This window comes from Termitidicoccus mucosus, assembly GCF_038725785.1.
Taxonomy (GTDB): domain Bacteria; phylum Verrucomicrobiota; class Verrucomicrobiia; order Opitutales; family Opitutaceae; genus Termitidicoccus; species Termitidicoccus mucosus.
Genome location: NZ_CP109796.1, coordinates 7039751 through 7062448, shown reverse-complemented (window position 1 = coordinate 7062448; position 22698 = coordinate 7039751). Strand labels below are relative to the sequence as shown.

Below are 22698 nucleotides of genomic sequence, written 5' to 3'. Positions count from 1 at the left end.
CCTTTTTCGCGCATCTCAGGACGACAAAAGCCCCTCCGGCGCAATCCAAAACAAAATCCGCTGGAGAAGACCTCGCCCTCCTGTTCAATGCCAGCGATTGCTTGGTTTTCACACTGCGCACGGAAACAGCATTTCGTGGAGGCAAAAGGCCCCCCAAGATTTCATGATCAATCCGGTCTTGGCCCTATGGAATATTCCAAGGGAATGTCAAAATCCGTAAATCACACTGTAATATATACGGCAAAATTCGCCCGAATGACGAGTCCTTATCGTCTGTCCGCGAGCAAAACCAGCGGCCAGGCACCCATTTTTCCCCGGGGTTGAATGGTTATCACCGGGGGTAAAAAACCGGAAATACAATACAACTTAATCCCATGCCGACACATTGTCATGAATACTGAAATCCAGGAAAAACTCAAAAAACTACTGAGGCTCAAAGAGCGGGGCGGCACCCAGGCCGAAACCGAGCAGGCGCTCGCCGCCGCCCAACGCCTCGCCCTCCGGCACAACATCGACCTGAACACCATCGACACCGCCGAGGAAATCAATCCCGCCGGCGAACCGTTCGTGGAGGAGGCCCATGAACCCGTCGGCTCCACGGGGAAACCCTGCCAGACGAGGCTCCCCGCCTGCCATAAATTCCTCAGCCTGATTCTCCAAAAATACTTCGCCGTCGAGGTCATCGACACCACCCGCCGCGATGATGACGGGCGCGTGTGCCGGAAAACCATGAGCCTCATCGGGCGCAAAACCAACGTTCAGATCGCCATCTATGCCTATGGATTCCTCTACCGCGAATTCATGGACCGATGGCATCGGCATCGCGTCGCAACCCAAGCTCCCATGTCTTCCCGCAACAGTTTCTTTTACGGGGTATTCCTCGGACTCAGCTCCCGCCTGCAAGAAAACCGGGATTCCTTCATCCGGCAGGAAACCCTTCAGGAATCCAGCGGCGCCAAACCGGAAATGAGCACCGCCCTCATCCTGCAAAGCGAAACCGACAAAGTCCGGCAAGCGGTCCGCAACGCCCACCCCCGAATCAAATATACCGCCATGCAACCCGGTAACACCGAGGACAAGAATCGTCTCGTCGAAGGCATCGCTGAAGGCAAAAAAATCAAAATACATCGCGCGCTTTCCAAACCATGAAGGAAAAATTTATCGACCGGGAATTCACACCGCGGACACTAAAAATCATCCGGCAGGCGGACGCCATTACCCAAGATTACGAGGCCCAGGGCTATGACCTGTCCGTGCGCCAGCTCTTCTACCAATTCGTCGCCCGTAACATCCTCGCCAACACCCAGCACAACTATAACAACCTCGCCAGCGTCATCAGCGACGCCCGCATGGCGGGACTCATCAGCTGGGGCTGCATCAAGGACCGGAACCGCATAACCCGCACCGTCTCCGCCTTCGAAACCACCGCCCACTTCCTCCAGGCGGCCAATGAAACCTATCGCAAAAACAAATGGCGGAACCAAGCCAACCACATCGAGGTTTTCGTGGAAAAACAGGCATTGGAAGGCGTCCTTCTCCCCATCTGCGAACGTTGGGAAGTCCCTTTCACCGCCAACAAAGGCTACTCCTCCTCCAGCTCCATGTATGAACGGGGAAAGTTCATCCAGTCCATGCGCGACGTGGAAGGCAAGACACCCCACATCATCTACCTCGGGGACCACGATCCGTCCGGCATAGATATGTCCCGCGATGTCGAAAAACGACTCACCCTCTTCTCGGACGGTCGCATCAACTTCCATCGCATCGCCCTCAACAAGGAACAGATCGATACCCACAACCTGCCCGAAAATCCGGCCAAAACCACCGATTCACGAGCCGGGGACTACATCGCCCGGTTCGGAACCTCCAGTTGGGAACTCGACGCGCTCAATCCCGACACCCTCCATCAGATCGTCACCCGGGCCATCACTGCCTTGGTCGACCTCCCCGCATGGGAACGGGACACCCGCACTGAAACCGAGGAGAAAAACCAGCTCCAAGACATCATCGAGGAACTCACCCAACGTTGACCACAGGCAGAAACGCGTTTTCGCGCGAAAAACAAAACCCAAGTTTCCACCGCCATGCAGGACCCGGTTTTCACCTCATTTTGAATATACTCAAAAAAAGTCATACTGGTGCCATGGTATTGGAAAAACTCACCTCCACCTCATGGCTCCATCTTACCAAACTCATGCTCGGCGGCCTTGAACCCATCGAGATGCAATTCGCGAAACTGCCCGGGAAACCCGCCGGGGCCCTCTGGGCCAAATCCTTCAAAACCTCCCCTGCCCTCCTGTTCAAATCCCTCGACCTGCACAAGCTCTTCGGCTACCCCACCCTCTCCGGCCAGGCCGGCAACACAGGCAAAAAGAACCTCTGGCTGTTCACCGACAAACAAAACACCTTCGTCGCCATCGACGAGGGCTTGATCGCCCGGGGACATTTTAATGTCTGCACCCTCGCGCCTTCCCTCCCTGACGGCATCGCCGCCATCCGGCAATTATTGCGGGCAGCCATCGACAAAACAAATCCGGCACTCGCGCCATCCACGCCACCACTGCGGATTTCCTGACCGGGTCGCCACCCGCCTGTCGGAAACCGGCGGATTCCATCGGATCATCGCTGATATGAAAAACACCCCAGCCCCTACGATGGCCCTCCTGGGCCTGATGCTTCTTTCCGTCGCCGCCGGGCTGGACGCCCAAAAAATCCAGCCCGCCCCGAAAACCATAGTCGAGGAAGGCTGGATCATGTCGTTGCGCGATGAAAAACTGCAAATCCCCGTCCATGCCGAAATCACCATCCGCGAGCAATCGCTCGACGCGGTGATCCTGCTGCTGGCCCGCACTCTGGACCACTCCGGCCCGCTCTCCATCCTGCTGCCCCACGGAAACCAATTTCCACTCGTCTCCGGCCGGCTCGCCGGACACCCCGTGACCTTGATCGAAAACCTGCTCGACGCCCACGGATTGGTCCCGTCCGAAACCGGCGGCTTCCTCACCGTGGCCTCTCGCGAGCCCGACACCCTGTCCACCGCCACCTACTTGCTGTCCTGCTCCAGGCTCTCCGAAGAATCCTTCCCAACCCTGGACGGCATCCTCGAAAAAATCCGGAAGTTCCTTCAAATCCCAAATAACGCCGATCATCGCATCACCGAGGACGGCATCATCTTGGGCTGGTGGGAATCCCCGAAACTCCAATCCCGGCGCATCAAATACAACCCGGACGACAATACGTTCTTCCTCACCGGCCTCCCCCGCGACCACGCCTGGCTAAAAACCATCGTCACCTTCCTCAACCGGCCAAAAACGCTTCTGGTATTGGAATTCCCCGGCACCGGACAGCTATTTGAAACCAAAACCCGCCGGATGATACGTATCGGCGACGAAACCCGCGCGCTGCTCACCCACACCCCGGAAATCTGGAAATCCAGCCCCGGGCATCCAGGCCTCCTCCCCTCCGAAATCGTCCGGCGCAACATCCTGCCGCACGGCAGTCTTCTCCGCCTCTGGATCGAGGAACCTTCTCCGTGGAACTACATCGTCCACGTCCAATACCGTCGCGACCTCATCGCCGCCGGCACCCTGCGGCGCGCCTACTCGCACCAAACCATCCCCGTCCCGGCCCGTGCCCCCGCCATGATGCCGGACGGCTCCCTCCTCATCATCCATCCGTCCGACGGCAAGCCGGACCATCAAATCCCCGAAAAATCCCTGCCATGAAGCGCCCCGCCTTCCTCGTCGTTTGCCTGCTCGCCTCCGCCGTCTTCGCTGCCGGGGAACAAAAAGAGCCCGGCCCGCCCGCCCCCGCCTCGCCACCTTCCTTCGCGCTTCTCATGGCCGAGCATCACGCCGCCATGCTCGAAATCCAAAAACTCCGCGCCGAACTGGCCGTGTTTAAACGCACCGCCATCCCGTCCGAGGAGGCCGGGCATCGAATAGCCGCCATGAGAATGGAATTTTTAAAGCAACTTCATGCCAGGGATGCCGAAATCGAAACCCTCAAAACAAGGATACTCCGCCTCGAAAAACACGAGACGCCCTTCTTCCAAGCATCCGCCGCAAAATAATCTGCCCATCAACCGGTCCGGCAGGTCGCCGGCCCGCGCCAGCCATCGATACCCTTCAGGTAAATTTCAAACCAGCCAAATCATCAATCCTTCCAATGACATCATCTTCAAATGCAGGGGCGCGAGCATTCGCTATAGCCTTTTCTAACAACATTGACACAAATTGATGATGGTGAGGAAGGGGTTGTTGGAAGAGGGAAGCTGCGGACGCAGGAGCCTTTTGAATTTAGCCCAGAAGTGTTCGATCGGATTAAGGTCGGGCGAATAGGGTGGGAGGTATTTGAGTCTTATCCCCTTCGCGGCGGACAGTTCCGCCGCAGCGGAGCCGTGGTGGAATCGCGCGTTGTCGAGCACCACCACGCTCCCTTCGGGCAACACCGGCAGCAGCACTTTCTCAAAATACGCCTCCACCACTGCCGCGTTGCAGGCTCCTTCAAACACCATCGAGGCCACCAGTTTCCCTGACTGACAGGTTCCGATTACATTGGTGCGTTTGCGTAACTTTCCGCTCACTTGGGCAGGGATCTTTTGCCCGCGCGGCGCACGGGCCTGTTCGCGATACAAACCGTGCTCAATCCGCACTCGTCCGGTAATACACTTTTGTTGCGTCTAACTTTTCGAGTTCCTTGCCGAAGGCCTCCCGTTGCGCCTCGTCGCGTTCCCGATACTCGATGGCTTTTTTTTAATGTGATGCCCAGTTGGCGCAGCCGCTTCCAGATGGCGTGACGCCCCACCTTGAGCGCGGAACTGATTTCAGCGAGCGTTGCGTCCGCATTCCCGCCCACGTAATCGGCGAGCTTTTGCGGGTCGAGTTTGCGCCAAGTCCCCCAGCTTTTTTTCGCCTCCAATGCGCCCTTTTCTTCCGCCTCAAGGTAGCGGTAAACCGTCTTGCGACCCACCTTGAAAAGCGCAGCCGCCTCGGCCTTGCCTCCTCCCCCCCTTACAAATCCCACTATCCGTTCCCGCAGGTCTATCCCATAAGCTTTCATATATTCCTTTTTCCCATCTCTCCGTGTCAATGTAAAGGGAATTTAGTATATCACGAATCAGGCTCAGAGCCTCAGCGCGGAAGTTTGCACGCAATATGCCGGGGCTGTTTCCCGATCTCTTCGACCTGATTCCGTTATTCACCCGGTGACGTGACCCTCGAAAGACTGGAGAAGTACGCCGTGGAATATGACCGGAGCCGCATCGATGCCACCCGGCGCGCCCAAAGAGCACTTGGCCTGAAACCCCTGAAATCACTCGGCAGCACCTGGAGTTTTTACGTCACCATGTCCATGGCCGCCAAGAAGGCTTTTAGCGATGGACTGTTCGCCTAGGACGACGACCGCCGCGTCCTCTGGCAATATGCCCACTGCCTCTTTCAGAAGCTTCTCGCCGGCCCCGCGACCGAGTTGCACGCGTGCAAGGATTACACCACCCGGTTTCCCGTCCGCGATATCGTGGAAAATAAGATCATTCCGGTCCGCAGGACCATTGCCGGCATGGAAATGTTCATGCCGGGAAGCGTCCCCTCGATGGATGATCTCCCTGCGCAGTTATGCCCAACCGGGTTCGGTGATTATCTGGAACTTCCACCCCGACCAGATGGAGAGCCTGTCATCCAACCACTGCCAATGGAAACAGAATTCGACTTGGGCTTGGACTCCACCTTCGAGGACGAAAATCAGGACAAGGAGGACGATGAATATCAGGGCGACGATGATGACAGGGACGATGCCGCCATCGAGGAGGATTCCGAAGACACCCCGCCGACCCGGCAAATGATATTGCTGTAAATCTCAATTCAGTCGCTTGCGCCAATAGCCAGGCGCCTGCTTGAAGTGCATCACGACGACGATTCAAATCCTGTCGGGCCGGTCGATGTAAATGAGCGCATGCGGGAAATCCGGACCAAAATGCCGGTGCGACAGTGGCACGAACACGCGCCTCATGGACGGGCGCGCGCAAATTTCAGCAATCACTTGCACGATTTCCGCATAAAAACGTTTCGCAATGACGGGCCGGTATTATGTTGGTTTTTCGTCTTGATTGAAATCGGGTTGCAACAGATATCTTTTCGCTCAACCAAATTTTTTAACTATCGTTTTATGTCCATGCTCCGTTGTTTCAGTCTGAACACCGTCCTCATTTCCGCCGCGTGCCTGCTCGCGGCGTGTTCGCGCTCCTTCGACTCGGCGGACAGCGCCGGCACGCCGGCCAAGCCCGAGGTGGCGTCCGCGCCCGCGGCGGCCCCGGCGAACTACCCGCAAATCATCGAGCAGAACGACCAGAAACTGGCGTTTGTCTCGGCCATCCGTTCGGTCGAACTCAACCGCGAATTCCAGCACAACGTGCAAGTCCTCCAGGCTCAGCGCACGGGCGTCGTGGAACTCAAAAAGCGCGTGGACGAGGCCAAGCCGGAAGAAAAGGACGCCCTCCAGAAACAACTCGACGAGGCGCTCAAGAACCTCGACGCGAACAACACCATCATGACGAAAACCTACGGGTTCTCGCTCCTGCGCAACTACGTCATCTTTTTCGCCAAGACGCGTCTCTACACGCCGCTGAATGACGAGGAGTTCGCCAAGCTCTCTCCCGAGGACAGGGCAAAGCCCGACCTGATCAGGACGATTGACGGCAGGATTCACCTCTACGTCGCGTCCATCGAGAGCGTCGGGGCCAACGAGATTTTCCGGCGCAACGTCCAGCTTGTCCAGACCCAGCGGGAGAACCTCGTGCGGCTCGCCCAGGAAATCGGCAACGCGAAGAGCGATGGCGAGCGACGCCGCTTTCAAGACGAGCTCACGAAATCCGAGGAGGTGCTGAAAAAAAACGTCGAGGAGTTCGCCAAGCTCCACGGCATCACGCCGCTGCGCCCCTATCTCATCGAGGTCGAGGAGTCGCTGATCTACACGCCGCTGTCGGAGGATGAGGCGAAGCAAATCGCCACGAGCGCGACGACCCAGCCCGCCGCCGGAAAGTAAGCGCGCGTCGCCGCGTATCCGAAAACACATTACACACGCCCCTGACTGAAACGCCGGCGGTGTGTTTTGCGCCCATTTGGCGAGCCTTCCCGTGTTTGCCTGGCGCACCGGATGTCAATTTGGATCGTGACAATTATTCGTCAATGATTCTTGCAACAACAAAACAAAATCCACTGGCGAAAGATCACATCTAGTTCGCCTGTTTGCGCAACAAAATCGAAACCCACTTTTCCAAAACCCAATGAAAACAACCTCAATCAAACTTTTCGCATTCACAGCCACCGCCTTCGTTTTATTTTTTGCCGTCGCAAACATCGCCCAATCCGCTTCGGAGCCCATGAAAATCAAGGCGATTCCATACGCGCTGGAGGTATTGAACAAACCCGTGGCGCTCACCGTCACCGACGATTTGATACAAATCTCCACCAAGGGGAAAACGAATCTCTTCAACAATCCCAACGGCATCTACCGCGTGCAGGATGCACCGATGGTCGTGTTCACGCCCAAGGGCGATTTCACTCTGCGCGCAAAACTCACCGGCGATTTAAAAAGCATCTACGATGTGTGCGCGCTTGTCATCTATCAGGATGAAAATCTCTGGGCGAAGTTTTGCTACGAAAACTCGGTCGAGAAAATCCCGACGATTGTGTCAGTCGTGACTCGCACGCATTCCGACGACTGCAATTCGATGAGCGCGGGTGGCCATGCCTACATGGCGATGGTAAAGAAAGGGAACGAAATCACGTTTCTCTATTCGCCCGACAATATGAAGTGGCAGCAGATACGCAGCTTTCATCTCGCGTTGACGCAACCGCCCAAAGTCGGTTTCGCCTCGCACGGCTCCCGCGGCGACGGTTTCACTGCCAAGTTCACTGAAATCAAATATTGGGACAAGGCCTTGAAAGACATGAAAGACGAATAACGCCTTGCCATTCCGTCCTGCCCCCTGCTATGGGGATCACGAGGTCAAGGGCTAAAAGGCAAAATGTATTGTTGTTTTGATGGGATGCCGCCGCAGGCGGCTTATTTGCTTTCTTGATTAGTTCCCCTAGCCGGGGTGCGGGGCGGCAAACCCAGGGGGCAGAACGGGAGGGCCCGGACGTTCCAAAGTGAAAAGGGCGTTATGCGTGTTGGGTCACGCGGCGACATCCTCCTGCACGGCGGACCGCAACGCGGGGTTCCTGGCCTTGAGCGCCGCGGCCGACGGCCAGCTCATTTGCAGGCCCAGTTCCGCAGGTTTGACGCGGCCGGTGCGCAGCCGCCACCAGTCGACCGCGAACTGCCGGGCGATGGCCACGATCAGCTTGCGGCGCCGCGCCGATTGTCCGCGCAGGCGCGCTTCCTGCAGCATCGGTCGCAGTCGTTTGATCGGCCGGTAATCTGGCTGGAACTGCAACAGTCGCCACACCGCCTCGACCAGCAGGTGCCTTACCCGTGGGTTGCCGTGCTTGCTGATGCTTCCCTGCTTGCGGCCTTCGCCGGAGGAGTCTTCGCCCGGGATCAGCCCGATGTAGCCGCCTACCTGCCGGCGGTTCTTGAAGCGGGTCCACTCGCCGACTTCCCGGTCGATGACCTCCGCGGTAAGCGCGCCCAGGCCGGTGGGCAACTCCTCGGGTCTGGCGGCCTCGATGTCTTGGCTTAATGCCTCGATTTGATCGTCGATCTCCAGCAGGATCTGGTGCCAGCGGGCCAGGGTCTGGTGAAGGTGTTCGGGCAACTTCGCCGCCAGACGCTTGAACGCCAGCGGCCGCCACCATCTTTCGGAAGATCGTAACCGTAGTAGCGCGCGGTGCTCAGGCCGCGGTTGCTCATGCGCCCGCGGTCGCTCACCAGGCTGTCACGCTGACGGGTCTGCCCGCGCGAGCGTTCCTCGCTTTCGCTCGGCACGCGGATCACGCACAGCGTCTCGGTGTTCCCCGCCAAATACCGGTCGAGCATCCCGCACAACGCCAAGGCGTCGCGCTGGTCGGTCTTCACCTTCTTGCCGTATTGGTCCCAGTTGCGCGGACGAACCACCATGTTCCTTACGCCCAGCGCTTCCTGCCGACGGTGCAACACGTAGTCGAACGCTCCCGCTTCGTAGCAGCTATTCACCTCCTGCGCATCGCCCAGCCGGGCCTTCACCCACTCGACGAAACTCTCCGGCGTAAAGCGCCGCGCCGGCCTCGGCGAGGCGTCGTCATACTGCGCCACCACCACGTATTGTGCCCAATGCACGTCGATTCCCAGCTTCAGCCGCCTCGCCTTCTCTCCCGCTTGCTTCCCGGGAGGTCTAGACAGATCTTGACCCATGAGGGGATCGAGGAGGAGAGGGGGCAAAAGGAGGATGCGCGGGTCGAGATGAGGGGCGTTATGGGCGAGGAGTTGGGCCGGGGTTTGGTCGGAGCGGGAGCGGTTTTTGCGGGCGAAGTTGAAGAAGTGCTGGTAGGTGGTGACGGAGGCGAGGAAGTGCCGGGTGCCGTGGAAGGTTTCGAGGTCGAAGAACTCGGCTTCGATGGTGGCGTGGGAGCTTTCGACGTCGGCGTTGGCGTTGGGCCTGGCGGGAGGGTTGAAGCGGTGGCGGGCGCCGGAGGCGAGGAGGGAGCCGTGGAAGCCGTCTGGGCGGTAGTGGACGGTGTCGCCGTCGAACTCGGAGCCGAGGTCGGTGCGCACCTCGACCAGGGAGGGGTCGAGGCCGTGGGCCTTGAGGTGGTCGAGGAGGCGGGACAGGGCGAGGGTGGCGCAGGTTTTGGACAGCTCGGAGGAGTAGGAGACGAAGAGCGCGCCGGTGGCCTCGTCGCGGATGGTGTATTGGAAGCGGGGCAGGCCCTGGGCTTGCATCTGGGGCCAGTAATGGGGGATGTCGTTGAGATATTTGGTGTCCATCTGGAGGTGGGTGAGCGGGGCGTGGGCGGCTTTGATTTTGCGCAAGTCGGCCTTGCGTTTGTGTTTGCGCTGGCGGCGGCGTGTCAGCTGGTGATCGCGGAGGATGCGGTGGGCGGCGCCCTTGCCCACGGGCAGGACGAACATGTCCACGAGGCGGCGGGCGCCGAAACAGGGGGCCTTTTTTCTTGCGGCGACGACGGCCTGCTCGATTTTCGGGGGCGTGCACGCGGGCTGGTGATGGGGGCGGCGGGAGTGATTTTGGAAGGAGTCGTCGCCGTCCTGCCAGCGGCGCAGCCACAGCCGCACGGTGTTGCGCGCGCAGCCGAACTGGCGCATGGCCGCGCGGATGCCGTGGGCCGTGGCGTAGCGCACCAGTTCGTGGCGCAGGGAAAAGAGGTCTTGGCTTGCGCGGCTCATGACCGTGTAGAGTTTGAAGCGGGAGCCGGATGGGTTTTGCACACACCAGCTTCGCCTTGCGGAGCGCCCGGCTCCCGCCTTTTTAAACCTGAGACAGGCAGGGTGCGGGCCGCTTGGGGCCCGCACCCTGCCTGTCTCAGGTGGGCGGTGAGCCACTTGAGTCCCCGTTGGCCAAGCACCCTGAGCGTTGCCAGTTTCATCCCCGGTTCTTTCTTCGTTTGCTTCTTCGCTCCCCCGGGGCGTTGCCCCGGGTCAATATGTCTATAGGTCTTTCTGCTCCCGCTTGCTTCCGGCCTTGCTCAGCCGCCTTCGTTTCTCTCTCCTGTTTTTTGTTAGTATTCATCATCGGTGGTCAGGTTGGACGCCTCTCGCCCTCCTGACCACCCCATGTCATCTTTTTTCCCTCGTGGCCCAGCAATCCCCGGCAAACGGAGGCTGGCGGGTTCGTTTCACCGCTTCGCGCCCGCCGGCCTCAGAAAAAATCATCCCGAGCGTATAGAACACACACTCATGAATACTATCCCGGTAAACACCGCGGGCAGACGAGGCTTCAAACTCACCGTGGACAAACTCGGCAAGGATCAGGGGAAGGCAAATCATGCCAACGCATTCATCGGTTTCGGCGTGCCCCACCGGAAATCCTCCACCGGTGCCTACAAAATGGACGCGCTCAGGCAGGGAATCCCCGTCAATCACGACATCAATCCAAGCCCGGATACCGTGGCGTTTGTATCGTTATGCCACGAAGGCCTCTTCAACACGGAGACCATTGCATTGGCTAAAAAAGTCATCGCGGCGGGCGGCACCGTCATCATGGACGCGCAAGGCCAGCACCGAGGGCAAAGCCACTCATCCTACAACAAAACCGGAGAAGGAAAAGTTCAGGACGGCCTCGGAAACCCGCAGGGAATAACCAGGGAGGGATACACCATATGGGGAAACCCGAAAAACATCCGATAGGCCCAATGGAACATCTCCGAGCCGTCACCACCGCCAAGGTCCTCGGAAAAAAGGGCCTTCAGAATTTACGCAGATACGAACTGCGCCGCCTGCTCCCCGACTTCAAGCACCCCTGCGCCACACCGGCCCGGAACCAATCCTCAAAATCCCCATGCATTACGAGATCACCCTGAATTTCAAAAAAATCGAAACCTCCCTAAACGAGGAGCCCGTAATAATAATCGAAAAAGCGGAACACGCATATCACTATATAAAAGACGCGTTCGAAGCGCGACCCTTCCAAGAGAGCACATGGATAATTCCGATGGACCGAAAAAGTCATCCCTTGGGGCGGCACATGCTCTGTCTGGGCACACTCACCCAAAGCACGCTGGACACAAAAGCGATGTTCCGCTGCCTGCTGATGACCCAGGCGACCCAATTCATATTAAGCCATAATCATCCTAGCGGAATGCCAGCTCCCTCCCAATCAGACATTAGTACAACTCGTCAAGTCAAGGAAATGGCCCGCATCATGGATTATGATTTTACGGACCACGTCGTGGTCGGACGCCCGGAGATGGATCCGCAAAAAAACGGCTACGCATCCCTGAAGGAAATGGGCCTGATTTAACCGAAAAATACTGGTAATCTCAAATGCCCTCCGGGACAGTTTCCCCACCGAAAGACATTGGCGAAATTGACAGCTACAACCCCAACCCCGCAGCGATGACCTCCCCTGCAGCCTCGCGGGCCGGGGTCTGGTTTTTATACAAACGCGAGGCGACGCCTACGGGATGCTGCCCGCGCTCCCGGGGGGAGTGCTGTAATTCCTCCGGACTAAAAACCGGGTCGTCGCCCCCGCGAACCGCGCCCAAATTAAGCAGCCCGCCCAGCATGACATGATCCATATTGCCCAGCCGCGACGCGGCCTGCTCCACATCGAACAAACGAAGATCTCCCGGCGCATCAGGCCCGGCCGGGGTTCTGTAAGCGCGCCCGAGCGAAAGAAACCGGTCACCGTCCTTCCCCGGGGACACCAAGGCGCGGGCCAGCAATTCCACATGCGCCGACCAGATGCCCGGGCCCTCCTGATTAAAATTGGCGAACAAATAATCCGCCAACTCACGGCGGAACTCCGGACGCAGCGATGCGCGCTCCTCCAAACGGACGTGCCCGAAACTCAACGGATCGCCCGGCTCCAGCGCCTGCCCCTCCCGCGCGCTCGGGAAATGCCCGGCGGGCAATTTTAGCGAAATCACCTGGAGCGGCCCGCCCTTGGCAGGCTGGAAGCCAACCTCGAAAACCGCGACATCCCCCCACGTCTTGATCGCCTGGATGACACGCACCTCGCCCGCGCAGGGCGCCAGCACCGCGGGATACGGGGATAACGGCCGGGATTTCAAATAGTCCAACATCACCATAAAACCCTTTGCGACCTCCCGTAACTGAGGCAGCGATGAAACCGCAACCAGGGAAGCGCCGGGCGAAAACACCGCGCCGCCGGGCACAAACTCCCCGTTCTGTTTCGCAAACACGGACGGCTCGGCCACCCGGAAAAATTCCGGGGCGCCGCCGGGAAGGGCTGAATCCGCAACCGGCAGATAACGACTGCCCTCCGCCGGAATCACCGGAGGCAAATCCGGCGCGCCGGGTCGCAAACCCAGTTTGCCCAGCACCGCCGCATACGCGCCGGCGTCAAAAATCATCCGGCACGCACCGTCAAAATTCAGCACCGAAACCGGATGCCCGTCCACCCGGACATCCCTCAAACCCAAAACCGGCAGCCCGTCCGCCAGCTTTTCCGCCTGCGCAACCGGCAATTCCATCACCAGCCGGGTCGCCGAAACACGCTCCACTCCCTCAAAACGCGAGGCATCCGGCCGCAGGCAATAATGCATCCGGCCCGGCCGGTCCGTCCCCGCCACCAAACGCCCGTCGCGCACCGAATAAACCTCGCCGGGATAAAGCTGAATCCCGTCCACCTCGACCACGCCGGACTCCACCCGGAGCCAACCGGGCGTGTCCGGCGCCCGCACCGCCGCCTGGAACGCCACATCCTTCGCCCTCAGCCGGTCGTGGGCGAACGGATTGTCCATCACCAAACGCTCCGCACCCTTGCGGAAAAAGGGGCTGCGCGAGGGAAACGGGCCGTATTTCATGCGCCAGTAATCCGCCAGGCTCGAATAATTTTCCCGGGACAACGCGCCGGTATGCCGGATGCGCATCGAGGCTTGGGAACCGTCCTCGCCCATCGCGCCGGCCGCCAGCGCCCCGACAGGCAACTGCACATGGGGCAGTTCCTCCAAGGGCTGGCGCACCGCCGCCACGCCCGCGGGAGTCCGCTCCGCGACACAACCCAGCATAGGATGCACCCCGATGGCCCGCGGGGACACGGCCTGCGGAAATCCCCCTCCATACAAAGGACTGGCCACCTCCAGCGACAAACCCGGATAACGGGCGTGCCACCGGCCAAGAAAAGCCGCCGCCGAAGAGGCGTCAAAAGGCACGCGGCGCAACCGCACGCCAAATTCCTGCCCCAATGCCTCTGCCTCCTCCCGGCCCGGACCGCCGGGACCAAAGACCAGCTTGACCGAACGACACTTGCACCGTTCCGCCAAGAGGCGCAAATCAACAAAACCATCGCGCCGGGCATAATCCGACACCAAATAACGCACCGCGCCCTCCCGCCCCTCCCGTCCCCGCGCCTGGCCCACCTTCACCCGGCGCAACACCGCCTGAAGATCCTTTAAAAATTCCCCGGCGATGGGCACCTCCGTCTTGGAGTCCACCGAATTCGACAGGGCATACCCGCCCGAAACCGCCAGCCCATCCGGGGTGAACCCTTCCAGCAAATCATCCAGCAAGGTGGGCAGCGCCACACCATCGACCACCTGCACCGCGCCGACCGAGGCGCGCCCTAAAACGTCCTCCCGCGCCTTGATCTTGCCGGACAAAAGCTGCTCCGACCAGACATGCGGGGCGCCATGCTCGATTTCATAACGATCCGTCACCAAGCGCGCCGCCGCCTTCAACAAGGGCCGTGTCCCGATGTCCAGACGCTCGGCGCATTCCATCAAAAACGCCTGCGCGCGGGCATGCGCCTCCGCCCGCCCCTCCGCCCCGGACGAAAGATACGCCGAACGCAAGGCCTCAAAGCGGGCCTCCCATTCGCTGCCACCCCCGGCTCCCCGCTCCAGCCTCACCAGCGCGGAAGTCACCGACTCGCCGGAAAGAAAACCGCGCGCGTGAGCGCATTCCAAAGCCACCACCCGCTCGCGAAACACCGTGCGCAAACGCGCCACCAAGGGATCGTCATGCACATACATCAACTGCTCGTGCAAGGTTAAGCCCGTCTCCCGGCCCGAACCGCTTTCCAACACCGCCAGCGAGCTGCCAAGATTATAACACCCGGCCAGCAAACCCAGCACCGGGGGCCGGGACGCCTCCAAAGCCAGTCCGTCCGCTCCTCCCGCCTCTCCCACCCCTTCCGCTTCTCCCGCCTCCACCGCCCGGGCCAGCAGCCCCGAATACAAATTCCGCGCCTCGGTGCGGGAGCGCACCCCGTCCGCGAGATACCGGTCGCCAAACGCGGCGGCCACGGTGTCGCGGCCCAGCAAACGCTCCATCACCAGATGCATCGCCAGACGGGACACCCGTGTGGTCCGGCCTCCCTCGTCCACCGCCAGAAACGCCCCGGTCGCCGTGGGGTCATCCGCCCCGCCCAAAATCCCGGCGAATTTCCCCAGCAAGCGGGCATGCTCCGCCGCCAGCGCGTTGGAATCATTTTCGCAGCGCCGGATCAATTCCTCGCGGACAGGCAATTCCGCCGCGGCCAGCTCCTCAAGATCGCCGCCCCACACCGCCCCGTCCTTCGGGGTTCCGGGCGCATGGAAATGCATGTTGCCCTTGATCAACCCCTCCAAGGCATTCAAATCCAAGCCAAAGGCCAGGCCGGACACCGTGCCGGCGTCAAAAATCACGCGATCCGCCGCCTGCTCATCGAGCAGGGGCAAAAACCGGGGATTCAGCTCCTTCACGGCTTGGACCTCCATCATGTCCCCGTCAAAATCCAGGTTCAGGGGCGTCGCGACCAAGGGATGCACCCGCACCGCCTCATCATCGGGCGCGTTCAACCGCGTCCGCACCGCCAGAAACGACTGCGCATGCAATCGGGGATATCGCGAAATCACCATGCGCCAGTCCCGGTTCAATCCGGTCAGATAATCCGACACCATGGGATCGGTCAGGCACACATGCGCCAGATGCCGCAAAAATCGGCGCGCCCCATACCCGTTCGAGGCCGGGGAACCGCGGCCGCAAATATAGTCGAAATTCCGGCGCTCGCCTGGCGGCAGGCGGTCAGAAACCCAGCCCGTCACCGCCGCCACCGCGCCGGGCATGCCCGCCTCCTCGCCAGCCAGACGCCGCAACACCCGCGGCACACGGGAACGCAATTCCCCGAAAAGATTCGCATCGGGGCAATCCCGCGAGCAGGCGTCAAATACCGCCGCGAAAAAAGACGCCTTGGCCCGCACGGCGGGCTCGGGGGACTGCGCAAACGCGGCGTGCAAATGCTGGGAAAGCAAATGCCCGCGCAGCACGGCCATGTCCAGCGGCGGCAGCCCGATCGTATCCGCCGGAAGTCCTGTGTCCGCTGCGGCGATCAGGCGCGCCGACCAGGGCAGCCGGTAACCTTCATACACCGTCCGATACCAGCCCGTCTTGCCTTCCAGAGAGGGCAGCAGGCCCAAAAACCCGCGCGACGGGGCGCGCTCCAAACGCTGATACGGCAGGCGCAACGCATCATAAGCCCCGGGACCGAGGACATAATAACCCATCAAAACCTGCAACCGCGCGCGATATTCCATCGAGGCTCCATCCGCCTCCAGTTGCCGCGCCGCCGCCGCCAGCCCGCCCATCAGCCTGCGGGTCTCATCATAGACCGCCTCGCCAAACGCGTCCGGCACCGGCGGGGGCACCCGCACCAGCGGCACCACGGTCGATCGCAGCTTCGACATCAGGGGCACCCGGCCAAAGCCAAAACCATCCAGCAACAGCTTGCGCTCCTGCGCAACATACACGGCATCCCCGGTGGCCCCGCGTCCGCCTTGCAGCCGGGGAAATTTGCGAAAATGCTCCTGCATGCGCACCGCCAAAAGCGGATCCTCCGCCCCCAGCGCCCGCAACACCGCCTCCACCGCCGCCGGCCCCGTCAAAAAATCCGCGCCGCCTGTCCGGGCGCCCAGCAGCGAATACCCCAGCGCATCCGGCCTTCCGCCCGCGCCCGGCGCCACCACCCGGGCGCGCAACTCGCGGGACACGTCGTCAAAAGCCCGGCCTTCCGCCAAGGCCCCGGCAAACAAATCCGACAATACCGCGGGATTGAAATCCACCAGCGCCGCGTCACCCAAAAGCAATTTTTGGAAAATCTCCGAAATCCTGCCGTCAAAACCATAAAACAGCGCAACCGGCGACAAACGTCGGCCCGCCACCTCGAAGGGCCGGCGGAAAAACATCGCGGGATTAAAATACCCGGCGGTCTCCGACAGTGTCAGCTTCCGGGGCGTCTCCAGCCCCTGCTCCAATTGTTCCATGGATTCCAGCTCCGGATAATCCGCGAACCCGGCGCCCAGCCCGCCGGGCTCCAGCCCGAAGGTGCGCAGGCTCGCGCCCAGCTCCCGCGACAATAAATAATGCTCCACGCCTTCCGGCGCGCCCATGTCGCCTTCCGCCACCCGCGCCATCATCGCCTCCAGCATGCCGGGGTTCAGATTCGCGGCGGACTCCGGGTCGAGCAGACGCAAATACCCGTCTTCGCCGCGCACCCGCGCCGCATACACCGACGCATTGTCGAAAAACACCCTCGCGCGCCCGGAAAGCCGCTCTAAAAATCCTTCCCTGCCGCCGCCTCGCTCATATTCCTGCAAAGCCGAGGCCGCCATGCCCGGCAGCACCGCGTCCAATTGTGCCGCCACCGCTTCCGGCAACACCGCGCCCCCCAGCAGCTCGTCCTCAAAAAAAGAGGCATACACCGCGGGAACCGCCACCCCGGCCTTCCGCCCAAAACCGGCATGCAGCGCCAGCGCCTCCGCCAGACTGTAATACAACCAATCCGCCAAGCCCGGCACCTCCGCCAGCCCGGGCAGCCCGTCCAGCCAGGCCGCCAGCTTTCCACGCGCACCCGCCGCCGCCTTCGCCCGCTCCCATCGCTCCTGGGTATGCACGCGCGAAAAGATCTCGTCCTGACTGCGCACCAGCAGCGCCGCCGACTCCATGAAACGCTGCAAAAGTCCGGGCGGCGGACGGTTCGCCACCGCATCCGGCGCCTCCCGCGCCTCCGCGCCCGCAAGGCCTTCCATTGCAGTCTCCAAATCAGGTGTCGTTGCCATGCCTTCCCTTGGATTGCCGGACGCGCCGCCGGGAAAGATTTTATAAAAAAGCCCGCGCGGCGTTTTTAGATTCCAGGTTTTCCACGGCCCCATGCGGCATCCCGCCGCCAAATGCCCATAGCATACCCGCCATGGAAGACGACAAAACCGCCAAGCTGAAAAACAATTACGGCAGCCTTAATTCCGCCAAAAGGCCGGATGGTCGCGAAAAGCCGCAAACCGCGACCGGCATCCGGGCCGACAGGAAAAGCACACCGGAACCCGGGAAAACCCCGGATACCGATCAATCCGGAAAAACCGCGGCAAAACCCCAAAGCCCGCTCCCGGAAACCCCGTCCCCTGAAATCTTCGCCCGGCACCGGGAAACAAAAATCAAGACCCTGTCCATCGACGACACCTTGATCAAGCACTACGTCACCCACTGCGCCCTCGCCGGCACCTGCGCGGGCATCCTTACCGCATCGAACGACGAACTGGCCGGGAAATTCAACCACATCTCGACGACCCCGGCCGCCATCAAGGCCCTCGAACACCACCACGCCATGCTGGCCGGCCAGATGTTCAGCGGCATCCCCATGGAGGACATCGCCGACCACAAAAATCCCAGCCCGTTCTTCAATCCGGAAGAAATCAAATCCTTCGGCGGCCACTCCGAAATGGCAAGATTCATGGCCCTGCGCCGCCATTGCAAAAATCCCCAGCCGTCCGACCAGGAACTCCAGGACGCCCTCGGCCAAATCCCCAGATACCAGGCCCAGCTTCACCATTCCTGCCAGGACGCTCCCGACCAAAACCTCGCCCTGCTCAAACTCCAATACGAAATCTGGAAACTCGAAAACTGTCCGCCCACGCCAAACCTCCCGGAAAAGGAACGGGCACAAAAAAAAGTCCGGCTGCTCGCCGAAAAACAAACCCTGCTCAACGCCAGCCACAACGATTCCGCCCTCACCGAGTCCATCGCCCTCGTCAACGACGCGGCCACCTGCGCCGCAAACCTGCTCGGCCACCATGCCTCGAGGGAACAACTGCACGGCCTCGCCGCCGATCTGGCCAAAGGCGGCGAAAACAGTTTCGAGAAGGAAGAAAAAGCCTTCGCCTTCTTCCCGCCCCGGCTGCGCCACGCCTACCGGTCCAACACCATGCAACCGGACGAAAGGGCTCAGTTCTGGCGGCAGGCCGCCGCCCTGACCCAAAACCTCACTCCCGAAGACGCGGTGAAACTCACCGTCCTCCAAACCGGCGTCGTCGCCCGCGAAACCGCGGAGGACGCCGCCATTATCGCCGCAAGAAACACCAAAGATGAAAATCATGCATTGGAAAAATATAACCTGAGCCAAAGGCAAAAACAAGAAACCGCCCGGCGTGAAAAAGAGCAAAAAGACAAGACGGACGAGCACCTCCGCAAAAAAAACATGGACGAAATGCTCAACACCACCTTCGCCCCGATCAAAGAAGCCACCAAGGCACTGGAGGGGCTCAGACTCGACAAGTGACACACCTCCCGGGGAACAAGCGAAAACGCGCGCCCGCTCACAGGCGCGCGTTTTTCGCAACCAAACCAAAATCATCATACCCACAAAACGCCCCCTCCCTGAATCCCGCACCGCCGGGAGCCCCTCCCGATTTCCGACCATATGAACCGAAACTATCTTTATATCACTTTCTCCGGATGCGCCGTCGCCAAGCCCCGGCTGCTCTCAACCGCCGCAAAAGGCGCCCGCCCCAGACATCACACGCTCAAAAGCACCCTGATCGCCCGCATCGGAAAACACTCACCCGACTGGAACAGCGTCTGGGACTGGCTGCTCAAAATCACCGGCCAGAACGACTCCATCCTCTGCATCCAGCTTCCCTGGTTCCCGATCCCCGAAAACCCCGGCAACGGCGGGCAAACCCGGGAACTCAAATATAAAAAGCTGACCATCCGCTGGAGCCCGGCCACGGGGGAATTTTCCCTCGTCCCGGCGCCCTTCACCGGCGAGCCCCATCCCCTGCCCTGCCTCACGGCCTTCCTGCCCAAAAACTACCCGGGCGAAGCCATGGGCTTTCAATACATCCTCAACCCGGACCACCCCGCCCTTGTCAAGGACATCGGCGACACCCTGGAATTCAACCCTGCCGAACATCCCGAAATCCACCAACAATTGCTGGAGGAATTCGGGGGCATGTGCGGCCTGCCCGGCCCGAAATCAAAAACCGAGGCCGCGCCAGCCCGGCCCCCGGCACCCCGCGCACCCGCCCGGCCTCCCCGCCAACCATCAAAACACGTCACCCTCCACCCTCAAAAATTATAATCAAATACATTTGATTATATATTTCCCCAAAATACCCGTCCCCGCCTTTCCTGCCCTCACGGCCCGACAGTCCATGTTGCATCCTTCCCCATGCCCGACATCCATGCCCTTCCGCCCGCGCCCAACGCCAGCCTCCACCTCGCGCTCAACTCCGACATGCTGGCCGCCGTCACCGATGCCTGCGCCCGGCAGCTATTCCACGCGAATATAAAAATGCGCAAACCAAACCGCGCGATCCCGACCCACCGGACAAACCGGGAAAACGCGGAACGCCACCGGCACATCCAGGGCCTTCGCGCCCTGCTCGCCTCCGCGCCGTCGCAAATCCGCCGGCACATTCAGGCCGGGCTAAAACTAAAAATCCAAAAATTGCGCGCCAAGCACGGCATTCCGGCAGCCGGGAAAAAACAATCATAAACACCCATGATCACCGCCCGCATGAACCTTCTGTCCAGCATCACCCCCAATCCCGCAATCCCCAACCCCGCATGATCCCGATTGAAACAAACCCGGAAAAAAATCTTCCGCTTGACGCCGCGCTGGCGGCTTTCACCCAGCATGCGCTCGGCCTGGCCTTCCCCCAAAGTTCCTTCGCCGGAGTTTTTAGGGAAATAGTGCAGGAACACTTCCATTATCCGCATTGCATCTTCTGGCGGAATTCAAAAACCGCCGGGATCGCCGCCACCGCCGCCGCCCTCCGCGCCTGCCACGGCGACACCCGCGCAGCCGCCCTCAAAATCCTCGTCGACGCCCTGCCCGGGCTGCCTTCCGGACAACGGCTCCCAACTGCCAAAACCATCGGAAACACTCTTCGCCACAAAACCCAATTCCGGGAACCGGGCTGCATCCTGGCCGACAACTTCGAGGGCATGCCGCAGGAATTCGCATGGGCCTGCCTGCAATTGTCCGGCCAGCCGGACATCCCCGAAATCAACAACGCCAACGTCTCGCCCCCCAAATCCGCGGCAAACCAAATACCAAAATCCGAATTCGGAAAAAACCTCAACCCGATCGGTAAAAAACAACCGGCCGCCCACCACGGGCGCAACCCGCCCCCTCCGCGTCCGTCTTTTCAGCCTCATGACACAGCACACAACCACGTTGCCTTTCCCGTCAAACAAGCCACCAAAGGGGCGCTAATCACATGGAAAACATCGCCGTCCCTCGCTGCCTTGTCATCCTAAAGGACCTGGAATCCATGTCATTCGGGCCTCAGCGCCGGGAGGAACCCGTCATCCATGTCGTATTCGACAAAAAACACCTTCAAGAACTCTCCCTGCGGCACCAGAACCCAAGCAAAAACGCGGGAGGCTCCGGGCCTTTGTGCCCGGGCTCCCGCTGGTTTCAAAGCAGTCGTGCATGCGAACAATACTGTTTTCTCGCCACGGCGGCTACGAATGCTCCAGCAAAGGCGACCGGCGCTTCTCCGCGTTCTACGCCACCCTCCCAGACGGCCGCACGATCGAGCAGGCCTACCAGCTCGACGTCAAAGGGTACCGAAAATTCGGCAATAATCCCATGCTCGGGAAAGGCAAACCGCCCCTGAAACCCTTCCCGGAAGACTCGCTCTGGCTCGCCTACCTCGACCTCTGGCGCACATGGGCCATCGCGAATCCAACGCTCCTGCACGAACTCCGCGAACTCGCCGCAAAGCACAGCCACACGCTCAGCGACATGTTCGCCACCAGCGCCATTAATCAGGCGCGGGCTCTCGCCACACTCCTCAACGAGATGGCCTGACCCCAAAAAACCTATGGGCTGCCGGGAACGGCGGCCCATAGGCAACACATAAAGACAAACTTTACGTCCACCTCCGATCCCTTTCACGCCATGGCCATCCCCACATCTGTTCGGATGTCCTTTGGCTTGGTGCGCCCGTGGAACGCTGAAAATCGGGCAGACCCGAGATCACCCGGCAGGTCGCCGGAAACGGCACCCTGTTCGATTACCACGAAATCATGATAAACGATGATGCAACATCCACAGAGACCAAGGCAGACAACACGGGTTGGCCCTATGTGCAGATTGCCGTTCTAAAGCCAGACAAGTCCACCTCTGCCGCAACGCAGCTGTCTGCAAGCGTGATTGATCCAAACAGGTGGACACCGTGGAAATACAGAAAAGGAGACGACATAGACTTGATACGCCGGCTTGCGATGCACCGATTTCTACGCACGTCGGGATACCTTTGCCACGGGGCACTTCCAACATCACCACCGCTGACTGTCCAAATCGCCCACTACATCGAGGGCGCACCTCTTCATCCCAACAGAACCCCCAAGGAGGTCATGTGCACCATTTATACCATTATACCAGATTGAAAGGGATAATCGTATGAAAACGACCAAAATAAAAGCGACCCAATCAGCATCCCGTCTGTTGTCCTTCCGCCACTCCCATGGAGGCATTCAGGCTACCGCTTCCAACACCGTCTTGGGATGCCTGGCGGCCACTTGAATAAGCATACGGGCCGCATTGGTGGCGGCAACCCGGGCACGTTGCCACGAGGACGGAGAATAACGGCGCTTGCGATGGCCGCCTTTGCCGTCGGAGGTGATTTCAGTGACGCGGCCAAGCGCGACCGCCCCGCTTTCGAGCAGTCGTTTGCGATGGATGATTTCCTTGAGGATCGTGGTATTCGAATGGGACAGGAAATTCAGCGGTAATCAGCCAAAACCCTTTCGGGAAAAACTACGAAAACCATAATCCACAAATCAGCCGCCCTGGCATTCCTCCAAACCATAATCGAA

23 protein-coding genes are annotated in these 22698 nt (G+C 60.2%); 18 read left to right on the top strand and 5 right to left on the bottom strand.

Annotated elements, in window-relative coordinates:
* Positions 1-390: 390 nt before the first annotated feature.
* The 5 genes from OH491_RS24825 (at position 391) to OH491_RS24805 (ending at position 4072) form a co-directional block, all read left to right on the top strand.
* Entirely contained in the window at positions 391-1149 is a 759-nt protein-coding gene (locus OH491_RS24825; protein ID WP_068768548.1) for a DUF7168 domain-containing protein, read from the top strand.
* Positions 1146-2030: a hypothetical protein gene (locus tag OH491_RS24820; RefSeq protein ID WP_068768549.1), complete on the top strand. Its 885-nt coding sequence runs from the start codon at positions 1146-1148 to the stop codon at positions 2028-2030. Before OH491_RS24825 ends, OH491_RS24820 begins: the two co-directional genes overlap by 4 nt.
* Before the next feature lie 80 nt (positions 2031-2110).
* Entirely contained in the window at positions 2111-2575 is a 465-nt protein-coding gene (locus OH491_RS24815; RefSeq protein WP_145928492.1) for a hypothetical protein, read from the top strand.
* Between the two features lie 55 nt (positions 2576-2630).
* Positions 2631-3725: a hypothetical protein gene (locus OH491_RS24810; protein WP_145928493.1), complete on the top strand. Its 1095-nt coding sequence runs from the start codon at positions 2631-2633 to the stop codon at positions 3723-3725.
* A complete protein-coding gene (locus OH491_RS24805; protein ID WP_068768552.1) occupies positions 3722-4072 on the top strand; it encodes a hypothetical protein in 351 nt (116 codons plus the stop codon). The genes OH491_RS24810 and OH491_RS24805 overlap by 4 nt, the downstream gene beginning before the upstream one ends.
* Positions 4073-4216: 144 nt before the next feature.
* Here the strand turns inward: OH491_RS24805 and OH491_RS28330 are convergent, their stop codons facing one another.
* Together OH491_RS28330 and OH491_RS24795 are read right to left on the bottom strand one after the other, a co-directional pair.
* Positions 4217-4585 (bottom strand): transposase, encoded by a 369-nt coding sequence (locus OH491_RS28330; RefSeq protein ID WP_425429182.1) that lies wholly within the window; start codon positions 4583-4585, stop codon positions 4217-4219.
* Positions 4582-5061: an IS630 transposase-related protein gene (locus OH491_RS24795; protein WP_342750749.1), complete on the bottom strand. Its 480-nt coding sequence runs from the start codon at positions 5059-5061 to the stop codon at positions 4582-4584. The genes OH491_RS28330 and OH491_RS24795 overlap by 4 nt, the downstream gene beginning before the upstream one ends.
* Before the next feature lie 150 nt (positions 5062-5211).
* Here OH491_RS24795 and OH491_RS24790 point away from each other — a divergent pair, with 150 nt between their 5' ends.
* The 4 genes from OH491_RS24790 to OH491_RS24775 all read left to right on the top strand — a co-directional run bounded on the left by OH491_RS24790 (position 5212) and on the right by OH491_RS24775 (position 7963).
* Positions 5212-5394, top strand: coding sequence for a hypothetical protein (locus OH491_RS24790; RefSeq protein WP_068768554.1), 183 nt, complete (start codon positions 5212-5214; stop codon positions 5392-5394).
* Between the two features lie 123 nt (positions 5395-5517).
* Positions 5518-5853, top strand: coding sequence for a hypothetical protein (locus OH491_RS24785; RefSeq protein ID WP_145928495.1), 336 nt, complete (start codon positions 5518-5520; stop codon positions 5851-5853).
* 312 nt (positions 5854-6165) lie between these two features.
* Positions 6166-7041, top strand: coding sequence for a hypothetical protein (locus OH491_RS24780; RefSeq protein ID WP_145928496.1), 876 nt, complete (start codon positions 6166-6168; stop codon positions 7039-7041).
* 241 nt (positions 7042-7282) lie between these two features.
* Complete coding sequence (locus OH491_RS24775) at positions 7283-7963, top strand: DUF1349 domain-containing protein (protein WP_084441791.1); 681 nt, start codon at positions 7283-7285, stop codon at positions 7961-7963.
* Positions 7964-8176: 213 nt separating this feature from the next.
* Here OH491_RS24775 and OH491_RS24770 read toward each other — a convergent pair whose 3' ends face one another.
* Together OH491_RS24770 and OH491_RS24765 are read right to left on the bottom strand one after the other, a co-directional pair.
* On the bottom strand, positions 8177-8758 hold the full coding sequence (locus tag OH491_RS24770) for a transposase (protein WP_334318979.1): 582 nt from the start codon (positions 8756-8758) through the stop codon (positions 8177-8179).
* On the bottom strand, positions 8680-10323 hold the full coding sequence (locus OH491_RS24765) for a helix-turn-helix domain-containing protein (protein WP_342750748.1): 1644 nt from the start codon (positions 10321-10323) through the stop codon (positions 8680-8682). The genes OH491_RS24770 and OH491_RS24765 overlap by 79 nt, the downstream gene beginning before the upstream one ends.
* A 510-nt stretch (positions 10324-10833) precedes the next feature.
* On the opposite strand from OH491_RS24765, the gene OH491_RS24760 reads away from it, so the two are divergent.
* A complete protein-coding gene (locus OH491_RS24760; protein WP_068768558.1) occupies positions 10834-11283 on the top strand; it encodes a hypothetical protein in 450 nt (149 codons plus the stop codon).
* A 151-nt stretch (positions 11284-11434) separates the two neighbouring features.
* Positions 11435-11896, top strand: coding sequence for a JAB domain-containing protein (locus OH491_RS24755; RefSeq protein ID WP_068768559.1), 462 nt, complete (start codon positions 11435-11437; stop codon positions 11894-11896).
* A 73-nt stretch (positions 11897-11969) separates the two neighbouring features.
* Here the strand turns inward: OH491_RS24755 and OH491_RS24750 are convergent, their stop codons facing one another.
* Positions 11970-17654 carry a hypothetical protein gene (locus OH491_RS24750; RefSeq protein ID WP_068768560.1) on the bottom strand — a complete coding sequence of 1895 codons (5685 nt, stop codon included), beginning with the start codon at positions 17652-17654 and terminating at the stop codon, positions 11970-11972.
* A gap of 131 nt (positions 17655-17785) precedes the next feature.
* Here OH491_RS24750 and OH491_RS24745 point away from each other — a divergent pair, with 131 nt between their 5' ends.
* From OH491_RS24745 to OH491_RS24715, 7 genes are all read left to right on the top strand, one after another.
* A complete protein-coding gene (locus tag OH491_RS24745; protein WP_068768561.1) occupies positions 17786-19147 on the top strand; it encodes a hypothetical protein in 1362 nt (453 codons plus the stop codon).
* Positions 19148-19288: 141 nt separating this feature from the next.
* Entirely contained in the window at positions 19289-19948 is a 660-nt protein-coding gene (locus tag OH491_RS24740; protein ID WP_068768562.1) for a hypothetical protein, read from the top strand.
* A 90-nt stretch (positions 19949-20038) separates the two neighbouring features.
* On the top strand, positions 20039-20365 hold the full coding sequence (locus OH491_RS24735) for a hypothetical protein (protein ID WP_068768563.1): 327 nt from the start codon (positions 20039-20041) through the stop codon (positions 20363-20365).
* A gap of 71 nt (positions 20366-20436) precedes the next feature.
* Positions 20437-21132 carry a hypothetical protein gene (locus OH491_RS24730; protein ID WP_068768564.1) on the top strand — a complete coding sequence of 232 codons (696 nt, stop codon included), beginning with the start codon at positions 20437-20439 and terminating at the stop codon, positions 21130-21132.
* 175 nt (positions 21133-21307) lie between these two features.
* Positions 21308-21688, top strand: coding sequence for a hypothetical protein (locus OH491_RS24725; RefSeq protein WP_068768565.1), 381 nt, complete (start codon positions 21308-21310; stop codon positions 21686-21688).
* A gap of 218 nt (positions 21689-21906) precedes the next feature.
* Positions 21907-22269, top strand: a complete 363-nt coding sequence (locus tag OH491_RS24720; RefSeq protein ID WP_334318981.1) for a hypothetical protein — start codon at positions 21907-21909, stop codon at positions 22267-22269.
* A gap of 132 nt (positions 22270-22401) precedes the next feature.
* Positions 22402-22614 (top strand): hypothetical protein, encoded by a 213-nt coding sequence (locus OH491_RS24715; protein ID WP_145928498.1) that lies wholly within the window; start codon positions 22402-22404, stop codon positions 22612-22614.
* Positions 22615-22698 lie beyond the last annotated feature (84 nt).

Excerpts from the sequence above, each read along its gene's own strand:
- OH491_RS24745 (WP_068768561.1), top strand. The coding sequence starts at position 17,786 with ATGGAAGACGACAAAACCGCCAAGCTGAAAAACAATTACGGCAGCCTT.
- OH491_RS24810 (WP_145928493.1), top strand. The coding sequence starts at position 2,631 with ATGAAAAACACCCCAGCCCCTACGATGGCCCTCCTGGGCCTGATGCTT.
- OH491_RS24725 (WP_068768565.1), top strand. The coding sequence starts at position 21,308 with ATGCGAACAATACTGTTTTCTCGCCACGGCGGCTACGAATGCTCCAGC.
- OH491_RS24765 (WP_342750748.1), bottom strand. The coding sequence starts at position 10,323 with ATGAGCCGCGCAAGCCAAGACCTCTTTTCCCTGCGCCACGAACTGGTG.
- OH491_RS24750 (WP_068768560.1), bottom strand. The coding sequence starts at position 17,654 with ATGGCAACGACACCTGATTTGGAGACTGCAATGGAAGGCCTTGCGGGC.
- OH491_RS24780 (WP_145928496.1), top strand. The coding sequence starts at position 6,166 with ATGTCCATGCTCCGTTGTTTCAGTCTGAACACCGTCCTCATTTCCGCC.
- OH491_RS24735 (WP_068768563.1), top strand. The coding sequence starts at position 20,039 with ATGCCCGACATCCATGCCCTTCCGCCCGCGCCCAACGCCAGCCTCCAC.
- OH491_RS24730 (WP_068768564.1), top strand. The coding sequence starts at position 20,437 with ATGATCCCGATTGAAACAAACCCGGAAAAAAATCTTCCGCTTGACGCC.
- OH491_RS24805 (WP_068768552.1), top strand. The coding sequence starts at position 3,722 with ATGAAGCGCCCCGCCTTCCTCGTCGTTTGCCTGCTCGCCTCCGCCGTC.
- OH491_RS24720 (WP_334318981.1), top strand. The coding sequence starts at position 21,907 with ATGATAAACGATGATGCAACATCCACAGAGACCAAGGCAGACAACACG.
- OH491_RS24760 (WP_068768558.1), top strand. The coding sequence starts at position 10,834 with ATGAATACTATCCCGGTAAACACCGCGGGCAGACGAGGCTTCAAACTC.
- OH491_RS24775 (WP_084441791.1), top strand. The coding sequence starts at position 7,283 with ATGAAAACAACCTCAATCAAACTTTTCGCATTCACAGCCACCGCCTTC.
- OH491_RS24795 (WP_342750749.1), bottom strand. The coding sequence starts at position 5,061 with ATGAAAGCTTATGGGATAGACCTGCGGGAACGGATAGTGGGATTTGTA.
- OH491_RS24820 (WP_068768549.1), top strand. The coding sequence starts at position 1,146 with ATGAAGGAAAAATTTATCGACCGGGAATTCACACCGCGGACACTAAAA.
- OH491_RS24755 (WP_068768559.1), top strand. The coding sequence starts at position 11,435 with ATGCATTACGAGATCACCCTGAATTTCAAAAAAATCGAAACCTCCCTA.
- OH491_RS24740 (WP_068768562.1), top strand. The coding sequence starts at position 19,289 with ATGAACCGAAACTATCTTTATATCACTTTCTCCGGATGCGCCGTCGCC.
- OH491_RS24825 (WP_068768548.1), top strand. The coding sequence starts at position 391 with ATGAATACTGAAATCCAGGAAAAACTCAAAAAACTACTGAGGCTCAAA.